Source organism: Candidatus Weimeria sp. HCP3S3_B5 (assembly GCF_052064335.1).
GTDB lineage: Bacteria > Bacillota > Clostridia > Lachnospirales > Lachnospiraceae > Weimeria.
In genome coordinates this window covers 98,276-111,502 of record NZ_JBQHVU010000001.1, presented here as the reverse complement: position 1 = coordinate 111,502, position 13,227 = coordinate 98,276, and the positions used below count along the sequence as shown (strand labels likewise).

The window sequence follows — 13,227 nt, the reverse complement described above, 5'->3', positions numbered from 1 at the left end:
CGATATCTCCTTTCAGCAGATCAGATCACAACTGAATCATCATAAAGAGCCTTGTTCTTCAGATGATATACCTTATCCCTGGTTGTCACAAATATCTGGTATATAAAGATATGCACCTTTTCGCCAATCTCTACCCGACTTTCCTCTATAGGTCTGTTTACAGTAAGAAGTGAGCCCTTGACCCAGACCTTTATCTCCATATGGCTTCCACGGAAGAGGATGGACTCGACTGTTCCGACCTCTGAGGAATTAGGGAACTGCTCGACCTCTCCTGCCCTTGTCAGATGAAGGAATTCGGGCCTTATCACTGCAGTATTGGCCCCATGTATATCCTCGAAGTGGCTGAAGATGTGATAATCAGGTATTACAGTCGCATTTCCGACAAATGATGCAGTAAATGCTGTTCTGGGCTGCTGGTAGATCTCAACAGGAGTACCCGACTGCTCGACCCTTCCATGATCTATAATTATGATCTGGTCTGCAACCTCTATGGCCTCATCCTGATCATGAGTCACGAAGATGCTTGTGATAGAGAGCTTCTCTATCATTTCCTTAAGCCAGGTGCGAAGCTCCACCCTTACCTTTGCATCTATGGCAGCAAATGGCTCATCAAGAAGCAGGAGCTTGGGTCCCGGAGCTATGGCTCTTGCAAAGGCCACCCTCTGTCTCTGTCCGCCGGAAAGCTGCGATGGATAGCGGTTTTCCATCCCCTTAAGACCTACAAGGGAGATCAGCTCATTTACCCTGCTTTTTATCCTATCCTTAGAGACCTTCTTTACAGACAATCCGAAAGCAATATTGTCATAGACACTCATATAGGAGAAAAGGGCATAATTCTGGAATACAAAGCCTATCCCCCTCTTGCTTGCAGGAATATCGTTTACTACAGTGCCGTCTATTGATATGGTCCCTGAATCAGGTGTTTCAAGGCCTGCTATCATACGAAGTATAGTAGTCTTTCCGCTTCCTGATGGGCCTAAAAGACCTGTCAGCTTACCCTTTTCTATTGAAAAGGAGACATGATCTGAGGCCTTGTAATCGCCGTAATTCTTATTTACATCATCAAGTGCAACATACATATATCAGTGCCTTCCTTTCATGTTCTTTTTCTGCTGCTGTACTGCTGAAGTAATAGTCTAAGCAGCATAAGCGCTATGGAAAGTATAACAAGAATCGACGAAACCGCAAAGGCTTCAGTCGTATTAAACTCATTGAATAGTATCTCTATATGAAGAGGAAGCGTATTGGTAAGGCCTCTCAAGTGTCCGCTTATTACGGACACTGCTCCGAATTCTCCCATTGCCCTCGATGCAGACAGGATAATTCCGTATATGAATGGCCATTTTACAGATGGAAATGTAACCCTTCTTAAAATGGTCCATCCATCTGCTCCCATCATAGCAGCTGCCTCTTCCTCCTGAGTGCCTCTTGCCTCGAGGACCGGAACTATCTCACGAAAGACCATAGGCAATGTCACAAATACAGTTACTATTATGATACCTGGTACAGCAAAGATCACATCTATCCCGACCTTGTCGAGCAGCGGATAGATAAAGCCCTGCCTTCCGAAAAGAAGCAGAAATATCATACCGCATATAACCGGAGAGATCGTTACAGGTATATCTATTATGCTCTTTATTATCTTTTTTCCTGGAAAGGAGTACCTTGTCACAGCCCAGGCAGCGATCAGTCCGAATACAGAGGTCACTATAACCGATGCAAATGCTGCCTTTATGGTAAGTATAAGAGCCTTCAGGGTATATTTATCAGTTATGGCTCCTATATAAAAACCCAGACCCTTCTGCAATGCACCAGAAATGACAGTAAAAAGTGGCATTATTACCATGATAAAAAGAAATACCGCTGAAATAATTATTAGCAACCATTTAATGGCTTTGCTGTTTCCCTTTTCTTTCATCGTATACCTGCCTTTATCTTTATATTATGCGAGGAAACTATATTCGATATAAAAAGTATCATAAATGAGAAGATCAGCATCACAAAGGCTATAGCACTGGCTTCACTGTAATTAAACTCCTGCAGTCTGCTCATTATGATGATAGGAACTATCTCTGTCTTATAGGGCATATTGCCGGCAATGAATACAACGCTTCCATATTCACCCAGACATCTGCCGAAAGAAAGCGCTGCTCCGGAGAATACAGCCGGTGCTATTTCCGGAAATATGACTCTCCTGAAAATAAGAGAACGTGAGGCTCCCATTGATCCGGCTGCCTCCTCTATAGAATGATCCAGATTGTTAAGCACCGGTTCTACTGAACGGACGACATAAGGAATACTCACAAAGGTAAGGGCTATTATTATTCCAAGTCTTGTATAGGCTACCGAAATACCCAAATGTGAATAAAGCTTCCCCAGGACACCCCTTTCACCATAAAGAGCTGTAAGCGAGATCCCGGCTACAGAAGTAGGAAGTGCAAAAGGTATCTCTATAAGAGCATCCATTATCCTCTTGCCTGGGAATTCATATCTGACCAGGACAAAGGCTATCACTACTCCCATCACTGTATTTACAAGTGTCGCAATAAGAGCTGATGACAGACTTAAGGCGAAGCTTGTGACTACTCTTTTTGAAAAAATCACCTGAAAGAATCTTTCCGGTGAAAGCTTAAGAGTATATATAACTATATATGATAAGGGAAGGATTACCAGGAGCCCAAGAAAAGTGACTGTAATCCCGAATGTCAGCCTGAATCCTGGTATTATCTTTTTTGTGCTGCTTTCCATCTCTTGACCAAACCTTTCTGTCTCAGCTGTATATCCTGTCGAATATACCTCCATTGGAGAAATGTTTCTTCGCTACCTTCTCCCATCCGCCCAAGTCATCTATAGTAACCATCCTGAAATCTGTCGGGAAGTATTTCTTGTATTTGTCAAGTACCCTCTGATCAGAAGGCCTGTAATAATTCCTTGCACAGATTTCCTGTGCCCTCTCATCATAGAGGCCCTTCAGGTAATTCTCTGCTATTTTTTTAGTGCCATGACTTTTCACGACTGAATCAACTATGCTTACAGGTGTTTCTGCCTTTACGCTTACCGAAGGGTAGATCATCTGATAATCACCCTTATCGTTCTTCTCCGTCAGATAGGCTTCATTCTCCCAGCATATAAGCACATCTCCCTGTCCGTTCTCTGTAAAGGAGGTTGTGGATGCGCGCGCTCCGGAATCAAGGACGGATACATTTCTATACAGGTCCCGCATGAAGCCAAATACTTTTGTACTGTCATTATCATATTTTTCAAGGGCATAGGCATAGGCTGCCAGATAATTCCATCTCGCTCCGCCTGATGTCTTGGGATTCGGAGTCAATACAGAGACATCCGGTCTTACCAGATCGTCCCAGTCCCTTATATGCTTGGGATTTCCTTTCCTTACCAGAAAAACTATAGTAGAATAATAGGGACAACTGTTGTCCGGCAGCCTTTTCTGCCAGTCACTGGCTATAAGACCGCTTTTTGCAATGGAATCGGTATCGTAGGCAAGGGCAAGGGTAACCACATCGGCCTTTAATCCGTTCGCCACCTCAAGCGCCTGCTTTCCGCTTCCGCCGTGGGACTGTATTACATCAAGGCTCTGTCCTGTGCTCTTCTTCCATTTCCGCTCGAAATATCTGTTATAGGATTCATACAGCTCTCTGGTAGGATCGTAGGAGACATTGATAAGTGTGACCCGCTCAGACGTGGTATTGCCGTCCTTATCCCTGTTTAAGCCGCAGCCAGTCAGCACCAGTGACATAAGTATCGATGTCAAAAGCAGTAATGATAATTTTCTTCTCATAATATCCTTTAATTCCTATAGAATAACTATGTTTAACTTAAAGAATAATTTATCACTTTCCCGCACTAATGTCAATGATTTTTTTGTGATTTTCAGAACAGGCTTTTCGAAAAAACGTTTGAAATCCTATGTTCGATATGGTATAATGCTAGTATCTTATAGAAAAAGTCAGTAATAAGGAGGACAGTAATATGAGCTACGGAAAGATCACGAAGAAGCAGCAGATCATTCTCGATTTCATAAAGAGTGAGATCCTGAACAAGGGCTATCCGCCATCAGTCCGCGAGATCTGTGAGGCAGTAGGCCTGAAGTCTACCTCATCTGTATTCTCACATCTCAATACTCTTGAGAAGAACGGCTATATCAGAAGAGACCCGACCAAGCCTCGTGCTATAGAGATCTTAGATGATGCCTTTAATCTCAGCCGTCGTGAGGTGACAAACATCCCTCTGATCGGAAGTGTCGCAGCAGGCCAGCCTCTTCTCGCTGTTCAGAATATAGAGGCTTACTTCCCAATCCCGGCCGAGTACGTTCCTAATAAGGAAAGCTTCATGCTCCGTGTAAAGGGCGAATCCATGATAAATGCCGGCATTCTCGACGGCGACACGATCATGGTCTCACGCTGCTCCACTGCCGAGAATGGAGACATGGTAGTCGCTCTGGTCGATGATTCCGCAACAGTAAAGACCTTCTACAGGGAGGAAGGCCATATCCGACTCCAGCCAGAGAATGATCATATGGATCCGATCATTGTCCCTGACTGCCAGATCCTCGGCAAGGTCTTCGGGGTCCTGAGGCTGTTCGAGGAGAAGTAGGGGTTATGTTTTAGTGGCTAGGAGCAGGGTAGAGGGATTCTGGTCTTAGATTGATGTCAAGGAGCTGTATCAAGCATTCTTTTACTATGGCTTAAAGTGTATGGTTTTGTATGATATTTCAGATTAAAAACTATTTTCCTAGCCCCTATACCCTCTCTCTTCTAGCCTTCTTCCTCCCACAGATCATCCGATGGTGCAGACTCTGTATAGTTCCCGTCTTTCCCTTCCCAGAAAAGATGGATCGTTACCATCAGCAGACATAAAGCAGTAGTTTCGACCCTGGCCCTAGACCTCAACTCTACGCCCATCCTTCCAGATCCTTTCAAGATCATAGAAGGCACGGTCCTCTCTGGTAAAGAGATGCACGATCACCTCACCATAATCAATAAGGATCCATGACGATCCTCTCTTTCCTTCGACATTTTTTGGGCTAAGCTTATAGTCCTTATATAGCCTTTCCTCTACCTCATCCTTCATAGCAGACAACTGCACCAGATTATCTGCACTGGCAACGACGAAATAGTCTCCGACGACAGTCACACCGGAGATATCAAGGATGTCTATATCCTCGCCCTTCTTGTCTTCAAGGGCTTCTTTTATTGTTTTTACGATTTCAAGAGTATTGTTCATATGTTATTTCCTTGTATTAGGGGTTAGTATACGGCTTCGCTTGTGGCTTGAGCTGCGCTTTCAGCTTGCTCTCACCTCGAAACTTTCAGCCTCGAGCTTCGCCTTCAGCTTGCTCTCATCTACAGGCTTTCGGTCAAGGAAGTTCTTTTCGCTAAATTCGAGCTTCGCCTATGGCTCGCTCTCATTAATCTCAAAGAACGGCTTCGTTTCGGATTCGAGCTTCGCCTATGGCTCGCTCTCATCTCGAAACTTTCAGCCATTCATAGGTCTTATATGTCGTCTGGTCTATCTCCTTACCCGTTTCCTTCAGATATTCGATCGTATCCGACAGGATCATTTCGATCGCAAGCCTAAGATCCTTAAATGCTGCCTGTCTGATCTCGGTAAGTCTCCTTGCCTTGTCACGATTCGGCTCTATATAGTCAGCGGTAAAAAGTATCTGATCTAGAAGATTCATCTCAGGACAGCCTGTAGTATGAACTTTTACGGCATGAAGGATGTCCTTGTCGGTGATACCGTAATCTTTTTCAGCAAGATAAGCACCAGCCTTGGCATGGAGGAGCTGAGGACTTTTTTTCTCAGCAGCGGAGATCTCAATGTCCTTCTTTTCGCAGAAGGCATAAAGCTCAGATGGTGACATGTATTTGGCACAGTCGTGAAGAAGTCCGGCGATAAAGGCAATATCCATAGGATAGCCGTTAGCCATTGCAAGAGAGGCCGAAGTATATGCTACACCAATAGTATGCATATATCTTGATGGCTTGAGCTTCTTTTCAAGCTTCTTCTCAATATCAGCCTTAAGCCTTGGAAAATCACTTGGTTTTATATCCTTCTTCGGTGACAATTCTATTCCTCCATTACTATATAAACGGTGTTCCCTGATAAAGGAAAGCACCTCTGCCGGGATCAGGGAAGCAAGAGTCTGCTCGACTCCATCCCGCTTTTCTCTTATTATATGTCTTATCTCTGTAGAAGATACATCTATATAGTCAGAATCCAGAAGAAAGATCCTGGCTCCATATTCTTCTCTTATAGCCTTACATACCTTATCTATTCCGGCCCTCTTACCCGCTCTTCTAATGGCAACAGCAAGACTTGCCGACTGAGCTATAAGCTCCGGATGCTTCCAGGTAGAGAACTGGTCAAGTGAATCCTCACCAATGATAAAGTAAAGCTCCCAGTCAGTATGGCCCTCCCTTATCCGCTCAAGAGTCCTGTAGCTGTAGCTTGGACCGTCCTCTTTAAGCTCCGTATCAAGGAGCCTGAGATAGGGATAATTGCTGCAGACCTTCTGGCACATCGACATCCTCTGATATCTGGTGACAGATGAGTCCATGTCCTTATGCGGCGGTATACCGCATGGCATTATATATACCAGATCGAGTCCCAGCTGAGTATATGCAGCATTGGCAATATACAGATGACCCTTGTGAAATGGATTGAAGGTTCCTCCAAGGATTCCTATCTTTTTCATCTTGGCAGCTCTATTACGGGCTTCTTTGCCGGTCTGTATAGAACGAACTTCCTTCCTATCACCCGGACAAGAGTAGATTTTGTCCTTTCACTGATCATGGCAGCCACAGAGGCCGGAGTCTCATTGCAGTTCTTTAGCACAGAGATCTTTATAAGCTCTCTCTTCTCAAGCGCTTCATCAATGGCATTTACGATCTCAGGAGTAACCAAAGCCTTACCGACCTGAAATACTGGAGACATTTTAGCTGCAAGTCCGGCCAGATAAGCTCTTTGTTTATTAGTAATATCATTCATACTGAATAATCCATCCTACTTATAGTATTCAAACACGTGTCCATAGACCCTGACAGTGTCTCCATCAGTGATCCCCATTTCCTCAAGCCTCTTCAGGATGCCCTGCTCCTTTAAGAATTTCTGAAAAAAAGCAAAACCCTTCTCTGAGTCAAGGTTGGTAAAGCCAAGCATCTTGAGGACCTTAGGACCCTCGACCTCATATTCACCGTCCTTATTCACAGTCACAGTAAAGCTGTCGTCTTCCTTGAAAAATTCATCCGGGTTGAAGTTTGACTGATAGATAACACTTGTATCCTTGTACTCATCAAGCTCTTTTACTACCTCGGATACAAGCTCCTTTACTCCCTGGCCTGTGACAGCAGATATGGTAAAGGTCTTTCTGTGGAAGGTATCCTCGACCTTTTTTCTAAGCTCCTCTGCATCATCAGGTCTGGTATCAGCCTTGTTTAAAGCAATGATCACAGGCTTGTCAAGAAGCTCCTTTGAATAAGAGGCCATCTCCAGATTAATGTCTGTGATGTCCTTTACAGGATCCTCTCTTACTACTCCGGAAATGTCTACCATATGTATGAGAACCTTGCATCTTTCTATATGGCGAAGAAACTCGAGGCCCAGGCCTACACCCTCCGAAGCACCCTCTATGATCCCCGGGATATCAGCCATTACAAAGCTTCCTCCTCCCGGCAGATCTACAACCCCGAGTATGGGATTAAGTGTAGTAAAAGGATAATCGGCAATCTCTGGCTTTGCATTTGAGAGCCTGGATAAAAGAGTAGATTTGCCGGCGTTAGGATATCCTACCAGTCCTACATCAGCCAGAAGCTTAAGCTCAAGTATGACCTCGAGACTCTTGGCCTCGCCGCCTGGCTTGGCGTACTTCGGGGCCTGCATTGTAGAGGTGGCAAAATGCATATTCCCTATCCCGCCCTTGCCTCCCTTCAGGACGATCACTCTTTTATTATCCCCGCTCATATCACAGATGACCTGACCGGTCTGGGCCTCCTTTACTACGGTGCCTTGAGGGACATAAAGGACCAGATCCTGTCCGTCCTTACCGTGACATTTCTTTTTCCCGCCCTCTTGCCCGTCTGTGGCGGCAAACTTCCTTCTCTGGCGATAGTCAGACAGATTATTCACACGGTCGGAAACCTCAAAAATGATATCTCCGCCTCTGCCTCCGTCTCCTCCGTCAGGACCGCCGGCAGGTACATATTTCTCACGTCTGAAGCTTACATGTCCGTTTCCGCCTTTACCGGACTGGATTATTATTCTGGCTCGGTCTGCAAACATAATGCACTCCCTTATATAGAAAAAGAAAGCCTGATCTGGCTCTATAGCAGATCAGGCCTTAATACTCAAGGTAAAAAATTACTCGGCTACAGGATAAACGCTGGCAACCTTCTTGTCTCTGCCTTTACGCTCGAAACGAAGAACTCCATCAACTGTAGCGAAGAGGGTGTCATCCCCGCCCTTCATAACATTTGTTCCAGGATGGATCCTGGTGCCACGCTGTCTGTAAAGGATATTTCCAGCCTTTACGAACTGTCCGTCAGCTCTCTTAGCGCCTAATCTCTTTGACTCGGAATCACGACCGTTCTTTGTCGATCCCATTCCTTTCTTATGAGCGAAATACTGAAGATTTAACTCTAACATATTTATTCCTCCTTAAATTCAACGGAAAGATGCTCCTTCCCGTATCTCATCTCTATCTGCTTAAGTCCCGATACCATTGAATCAAGAAGCAGCTTTGCCTTCTCCTCTGTGCCTGTCGGAAAAACGACTGTAAGATATCCTCCGTCGTCCCTTGACTTATAGTCCTCGACAGTTGGGGTATACAGCTCGATACTGTTTATAGTATTGATCATAAGCACAGATGCGGCAGCACATACTATATCCTTCCCGAATGAAGCATAATCAGCGTGCCCTTCTGATTCGAAGCCCAGATAGGCTCCATTTGGTGACCGGTGAATAGTTACTCTGACCATTAAGCATTGATCTTCTCGATCTTAACCTCTGTAAAGCACTGACGATGACCATTCTTCTTATGATATCCGGTCTTCGGCTTATACTTGTAAACGATGACCTTCTTAGCCTTTGCTTCCTTTACAACTGAAGCATCAACTGTAGCTCCGCTGACTGTAGGATCTCCGACCTTTGTCTCGTCTCCACCTACCAGAAGGACCTGATCAAATGTAACCTTGTCTCCCTCTGCCTTGCCGAGCCTCTCAACTCTGATAACGTCTCCCTCTGAGACCTTATACTGTTTTCCACCTGTTGCGATTATTGCGTACATCTATACCTCCTGTACTGAAACAAACTGTTCCCTCCGCCAGCTATGGCGCTGTCATCATGACAGACTTATCCTACCTCACTGGGCGTCAACGCTAGATATAGTATCATAATTAATTCTTCCTGTCAAGGTCTGATTTACAGACGCAAAAAGCTTCTCTCTTGTCATTTCGAGGAGACCTAACCTCGTAAATCCCTCCACAGTAACTCTGGCGAAATCCATCTGGCCCATTTGTCTCATTACAGACATAACAGAGCTCCTCTGCTGGTCAGAATCCATTTTCATGAAGTCAGTAATTATTATACCAGAAATATTCCTAAGCCTTATCTGGGTCATGATCTCCCGAGCAGCCTCCATATTTATAGAAAATGCATCTGATCTGCCGGCCTTCGCACTGTTCACATCGATAACAGTAAGCGCCTCTGTCTGCTCTATCACTATATTGGCACCCGATCTGAGCCAGACCTCCTTTTTAAGGAGATCATCCGTTATGGTTCTTATCCTGTACAGATCAAGGAGGCCAAGGCCCTGGTCCTGATAAAGTCTTGAGATCTCTCCCAGCCTGTCACATACTGACTTATCTGATGAAATGATCCTGCTTACAAAAAGATGGTTTCTTGCAAAAGGAAAGGCAGACATAAGTCTGTTCAAAAGATCATTATCCTGCCAGACAAGAGCCGGTCCTGTGTGGTTGGCTCCGTCTGCAAGGATCCCATCAAGCGTCTCCCCTGCCTCCCCTATAGCCTGCTTAAGCCAGACAGGGTCAGCCTCCCCCGCAGCAGTCCTTAACAGAAGGGCTCCGTCTGCATGTCTAATTGTAGAGAGTCTTTCCCTGTCAGAAGCACTAAGCCTTTTTGAAAAGGAGATGCCCTCTCCAGGACGTTTCAGGAGAAAATAAGGGGTCTTTATAGTAATTACAAAACCGCCGAGAGGCTCCTTGCTTTTTATCGCATCCCTTTCTATCTGGACAAGGACCAGATCTCCCTGAGAAAGCTCCTTTTTTTGGCTCTGCCTTTTGATATAGACAACAGCCCTACTGTCCTTTTCCCTTACAAAGACATGTGAATCAGGTGTGACAAGGAAGACCCCGATGCCAGCTATGTGCTTTTCAACCCTTGCCACATATACTTTTCCTACCAGGCTTCTGTCTGATTCATCAAAAAATCTTATATATAAAAGTCTTCTGTCCTCTGCACCAAAGCAGGCGAGGACCATGAAATCCCTTCCGGAAAACCTGTAGGAGTCATATACAAGAAAGCATTCCCTATCCATTTGATAAGTCCCCTTCACCAAAGGAAACAAGCCCTCCCTGGTCCTCCCGGAACATATCAAGTCTGTGTATTCCAGGAATGTATGCCTCCTCATCTGCATATGGCTGAAGAAGAGTCTTCATTAGAAGCTCCGGCCTCAGATTATCTGAGCTTCTGGCAGATACCTTCATATAGACAGCCGGATCCTCCTCTCCAAGCAGAAATCCATTATGCTCCCAGTCAGGCAGATAGTGGTCTCGCTTATCAACAGGAAAGCAATCCAGACAGCTGATCTGATAGATAAGAGGTATCAGATCTACCTGTCTGCTGCTATTCTTCGTTTCCTTTGTAACAACAAGAGAGGATGCATTGCTTATCCTTTTATCGATCTGGTCACTTATAAGGTCCTTATCTATCCTGATACCTCCATTTATCCTCTTGAAGAAAACTATATATGAGGCTGCCGCAAGCTCTGCCATGGCCTTCTTGTTACTGCTTCGTTTTGCTACAGAAATGATCTCTATACCATAAGCCATCTGGGCATTTAGTATGTCCCTTATCTTCTCCACCTCGATCTCCTCTTCAAGGGAGATATCCATATATTCTCCCTCACTGGTGATACCTACGCCAAGAGGAGCCGCAAAGGACATGACCGGATGAGGAGAGAATCCCTTTGTATATGTGATTGGGAGATCACTCCTACGAAGAGCCTTCTGAAAATATCTCATCAGGTCCAGATGCCCTATGTATTTTACTGGTCCGAATTTACTGAATCTGATCCTTATGTCCATCCTTATTTCCCTGCTACGCAGACTCCTGAGCAAAATCTCGTGCAGCCGCAGCCCGAGCAGCTATTACGGCAGTTCGGAGTCACCGTCATTTCTCCTGTTGCCTTCTTCCATTCATTCTCAAGGAACCTTCTGCTTACTCCTGTATCAATGAAATCCCATGGCAGGATCTCATCCAGTTCTCTTTTCCTAAGTGTATAGAAATCAGGATCAACTCCACATGCCGTGAAAGCCATATCCCAGATCTCAGGTCTGAAGAATTCATTCCAGGCATCAAAGCAGGCACCATGTCTGTATGCGTATTCTATCACCCTGCTTATCTTTCTGTCACCTCTTGCGAAAACACCCTCAAGAACAGTGGTCTTTGCCTCATGCCACTGATATGACAGGCATTTATGATTAGGTTCCTCCTTCATCCTGTGATTTACTATTCTTGCCCGCCTCAGATACTCCTCCGCCGGGCACATTGCGGCCCACTGGAATGGAGTGAAGGGCTTTGGCACGAAGAAGGAGGTCGAAATCGTGATCTGGCATCTGCCGCCTCTTGTCGCCTTGTCAGGTAGGGTCTCATAATAGAGATGAGCTATTTCCTGAGCCAGATCAGGTATTTGGCGCATATCATCCTCGGTCTCTGTAGGAAGGCCAAGCATGAAATAGAGCTTTACCTTTTTCCAGCCTCCGAGGAAGGCGTCAGAGGCTCCCTTCATGATTTCCTCTGTAGTAAGCCCCTTGTTTATCACATCCCTCATCCTCTGGCTTCCTGCCTCAGGAGCGAAGGTAAGTGAGCTCTTCCTTACATCCTGGACCTTACTCATCACATCAAGCGAAAAGGCATCTATACGCAGCGAAGGAAGAGTGATATTGATCCTTCTCCTGTCACACTCTTCTATCAGGAAATCAAGGAATTCAGGCAGCTCCTCGAAGTCACTTGTTGAAAGCGAGCTTAGGGATATCTCATCATAGCCGGTATTCCTAAACAGTTCAACAGCGTATTTCTTTAGTACATCAAGGGACTTCTGCCTGCATGGTCTGTATACCATTCCTGCCTGACAGAACCTGCATCCCCTTATGCAGCCTCTCATCACCTCAAGCACCACCCTGTCCTGTGTCGATCTGACATAAGGAATGACAGGCTTCATCGGATAAGGAGCATGGTCCATATCCATCTCGACCTGTCGCATGATCTTTTCCGGCAGACCATCCTCTGTAGGAGAAAAGTCTTCTATAGTACCGTCTTCACTGTAGCTAACATGATAAAGACAGGGCACATATATACCTGGAATAGCTGCTGCTTTTCGTAAGAATTCTCTTCTGCTGTAGCTGCCACCCTTTTTCATTGAGATATAGAGATCGAACAGCCTGTCATACTGTTTTTCTCCCTCTCCTATATAGAAGAGGTCAAAAAACTCTGCTACAGGCTCTGGATTGTAGGCGCATGGACCGCCTCCTACCACTATAGGATCCTCCTCCCTCCGATCAGTTGAATGAAAGGGAATGCCTGAGAGATCAAGCGCCTGAAGGATATTTGTATAGCACATCTCATATTGGAGCGTTATACCCAGAAAATCGAATTCACTGATCGGATCCTGGGATTCAAGCGCAAACAGAGGGATCCCTCTCTCCTTCATTATAGAAGCAAGGTCAGGCCATGGAGAAAAGACCCTCTCGCACCAGACGTCACTTCTCTTGTTAAACATCTCGTAGAGGATCTTAATTCCAAGGTGGCTCATCCCGACCTCATATACATCAGGAAAGCAAAAGGCAAACCGAAGATCGATCTTCGACTTGTCTTTCATAGTGGAATTTATTTCATTTCCTATATACCTTGCAGGCTGCTCAACCTGCATCAGGATTTCATCAGTTAGTGCAGAATTTCTCATTTTATCCT

15 protein-coding genes are annotated in these 13,227 nt (G+C 45.2%); 1 reads left to right on the top strand and 14 read right to left on the bottom strand.

Annotated features, from left to right (window positions below; all coding sequences use genetic code 11):
• Positions 1-20: 20 nt before the first annotated feature.
• The 4 genes from ACTNCK_RS00555 to ACTNCK_RS00540 are packed head-to-tail and all read right to left on the bottom strand — an operon-like array spanning position 21 to position 3,799.
• Complete coding sequence (locus ACTNCK_RS00555; RefSeq protein ID WP_441080320.1) at positions 21-1,079, bottom strand: ABC transporter ATP-binding protein; 1,059 nt, start codon at positions 1,077-1,079, stop codon at positions 21-23.
• Positions 1,080-1,096: 17 nt separating this feature from the next.
• On the bottom strand, positions 1,097-1,918 hold the full coding sequence (locus ACTNCK_RS00550; protein WP_441080319.1) for a sulfate ABC transporter permease: 822 nt from the start codon (positions 1,916-1,918) through the stop codon (positions 1,097-1,099).
• Entirely contained in the window at positions 1,915-2,802 is an 888-nt protein-coding gene (gene cysT / locus ACTNCK_RS00545) for a sulfate ABC transporter permease subunit CysT (protein ID WP_441080318.1), read from the bottom strand. The genes ACTNCK_RS00550 and cysT overlap by 4 nt, the downstream gene beginning before the upstream one ends.
• Positions 2,771-3,799: a sulfate ABC transporter substrate-binding protein gene (locus ACTNCK_RS00540; RefSeq protein ID WP_441080317.1), complete on the bottom strand. Its 1,029-nt coding sequence runs from the start codon at positions 3,797-3,799 to the stop codon at positions 2,771-2,773. The genes cysT and ACTNCK_RS00540 overlap by 32 nt, the downstream gene beginning before the upstream one ends.
• 191 nt (positions 3,800-3,990) lie before the next feature.
• Here ACTNCK_RS00540 and lexA point away from each other — a divergent pair, with 191 nt between their 5' ends.
• Complete coding sequence (gene lexA, locus ACTNCK_RS00535; protein WP_441080316.1) at positions 3,991-4,614, top strand: transcriptional repressor LexA; 624 nt, start codon at positions 3,991-3,993, stop codon at positions 4,612-4,614.
• A gap of 285 nt (positions 4,615-4,899) precedes the next feature.
• Here lexA and rsfS read toward each other — a convergent pair whose 3' ends face one another.
• The 10 genes from rsfS to ACTNCK_RS00485 all read right to left on the bottom strand — a co-directional run bounded on the left by rsfS (position 4,900) and on the right by ACTNCK_RS00485 (position 13,219).
• On the bottom strand, positions 4,900-5,244 hold the full coding sequence (gene rsfS / locus ACTNCK_RS00530; protein WP_441080315.1) for a ribosome silencing factor: 345 nt from the start codon (positions 5,242-5,244) through the stop codon (positions 4,900-4,902).
• Between the two features lie 238 nt (positions 5,245-5,482).
• The gene (gene nadD, locus ACTNCK_RS00525) at positions 5,483-6,718 is read right to left on the bottom strand and encodes a nicotinate (nicotinamide) nucleotide adenylyltransferase (protein WP_441080314.1); all 1,236 of its coding nucleotides are present in this window, start codon (positions 6,716-6,718) and stop codon (positions 5,483-5,485) included.
• Positions 6,715-7,002: a ribosome assembly RNA-binding protein YhbY gene (gene yhbY, locus ACTNCK_RS00520; RefSeq protein ID WP_441080508.1), complete on the bottom strand. Its 288-nt coding sequence runs from the start codon at positions 7,000-7,002 to the stop codon at positions 6,715-6,717. Before yhbY ends, nadD begins: the two co-directional genes overlap by 4 nt.
• Before the next feature lie 24 nt (positions 7,003-7,026).
• Positions 7,027-8,301, bottom strand: coding sequence for a GTPase ObgE (gene obgE, locus ACTNCK_RS00515; protein WP_441080313.1), 1,275 nt, complete (start codon positions 8,299-8,301; stop codon positions 7,027-7,029).
• A gap of 78 nt (positions 8,302-8,379) precedes the next feature.
• The gene (rpmA, locus tag ACTNCK_RS00510; RefSeq protein WP_441080312.1) at positions 8,380-8,664 is read right to left on the bottom strand and encodes a 50S ribosomal protein L27; all 285 of its coding nucleotides are present in this window, start codon (positions 8,662-8,664) and stop codon (positions 8,380-8,382) included.
• Between the two features lie 2 nt (positions 8,665-8,666).
• Positions 8,667-8,996, bottom strand: a complete 330-nt coding sequence (locus ACTNCK_RS00505) for a ribosomal-processing cysteine protease Prp (RefSeq protein WP_441080311.1) — start codon at positions 8,994-8,996, stop codon at positions 8,667-8,669.
• Positions 8,996-9,304, bottom strand: coding sequence for a 50S ribosomal protein L21 (rplU, locus tag ACTNCK_RS00500; protein ID WP_441080310.1), 309 nt, complete (start codon positions 9,302-9,304; stop codon positions 8,996-8,998). Before rplU ends, ACTNCK_RS00505 begins: the two co-directional genes overlap by 1 nt.
• Positions 9,305-9,379: 75 nt before the next feature.
• Positions 9,380-10,573 carry a ribonuclease E/G gene (locus tag ACTNCK_RS00495; protein WP_441080309.1) on the bottom strand — a complete coding sequence of 398 codons (1,194 nt, stop codon included), beginning with the start codon at positions 10,571-10,573 and terminating at the stop codon, positions 9,380-9,382.
• Entirely contained in the window at positions 10,566-11,342 is a 777-nt protein-coding gene (locus ACTNCK_RS00490; RefSeq protein ID WP_441080308.1) for a TIGR03936 family radical SAM-associated protein, read from the bottom strand. The genes ACTNCK_RS00495 and ACTNCK_RS00490 overlap by 8 nt, the downstream gene beginning before the upstream one ends.
• Positions 11,343-11,344: 2 nt before the next feature.
• Positions 11,345-13,219: a TIGR03960 family B12-binding radical SAM protein gene (locus tag ACTNCK_RS00485; protein ID WP_441080306.1), complete on the bottom strand. Its 1,875-nt coding sequence runs from the start codon at positions 13,217-13,219 to the stop codon at positions 11,345-11,347.
• Between the last annotated feature and the right edge of the window lie 8 nt (positions 13,220-13,227).

What these genes read in the sequence shown, in the direction of transcription:
- ACTNCK_RS00555 (WP_441080320.1), bottom strand. Translation starts at nt 1,079, where the DNA reads ATGTATGTTGCACTTGATGATGTAAATAAGAATTACGGCGATTACAAG.
- ACTNCK_RS00550 (WP_441080319.1), bottom strand. Translation starts at nt 1,918, where the DNA reads ATGAAAGAAAAGGGAAACAGCAAAGCCATTAAATGGTTGCTAATAATT.
- cysT (WP_441080318.1), bottom strand. Translation starts at nt 2,802, where the DNA reads ATGGAGGTATATTCGACAGGATATACAGCTGAGACAGAAAGGTTTGGT.
- ACTNCK_RS00540 (WP_441080317.1), bottom strand. Translation starts at nt 3,799, where the DNA reads ATGAGAAGAAAATTATCATTACTGCTTTTGACATCGATACTTATGTCA.
- lexA (WP_441080316.1), top strand. Translation starts at nt 3,991, where the DNA reads ATGAGCTACGGAAAGATCACGAAGAAGCAGCAGATCATTCTCGATTTC.
- rsfS (WP_441080315.1), bottom strand. Translation starts at nt 5,244, where the DNA reads ATGAACAATACTCTTGAAATCGTAAAAACAATAAAAGAAGCCCTTGAA.
- nadD (WP_441080314.1), bottom strand. Translation starts at nt 6,718, where the DNA reads ATGAAAAAGATAGGAATCCTTGGAGGAACCTTCAATCCATTTCACAAG.
- obgE (WP_441080313.1), bottom strand. Translation starts at nt 8,301, where the DNA reads ATGTTTGCAGACCGAGCCAGAATAATAATCCAGTCCGGTAAAGGCGGA.
- rpmA (WP_441080312.1), bottom strand. Translation starts at nt 8,664, where the DNA reads ATGTTAGAGTTAAATCTTCAGTATTTCGCTCATAAGAAAGGAATGGGA.
- ACTNCK_RS00505 (WP_441080311.1), bottom strand. Translation starts at nt 8,996, where the DNA reads ATGGTCAGAGTAACTATTCACCGGTCACCAAATGGAGCCTATCTGGGC.
- rplU (WP_441080310.1), bottom strand. Translation starts at nt 9,304, where the DNA reads ATGTACGCAATAATCGCAACAGGTGGAAAACAGTATAAGGTCTCAGAG.
- ACTNCK_RS00495 (WP_441080309.1), bottom strand. Translation starts at nt 10,573, where the DNA reads ATGGATAGGGAATGCTTTCTTGTATATGACTCCTACAGGTTTTCCGGA.
- ACTNCK_RS00490 (WP_441080308.1), bottom strand. Translation starts at nt 11,342, where the DNA reads ATGGACATAAGGATCAGATTCAGTAAATTCGGACCAGTAAAATACATA.
- ACTNCK_RS00485 (WP_441080306.1), bottom strand. Translation starts at nt 13,219, where the DNA reads ATGAGAAATTCTGCACTAACTGATGAAATCCTGATGCAGGTTGAGCAG.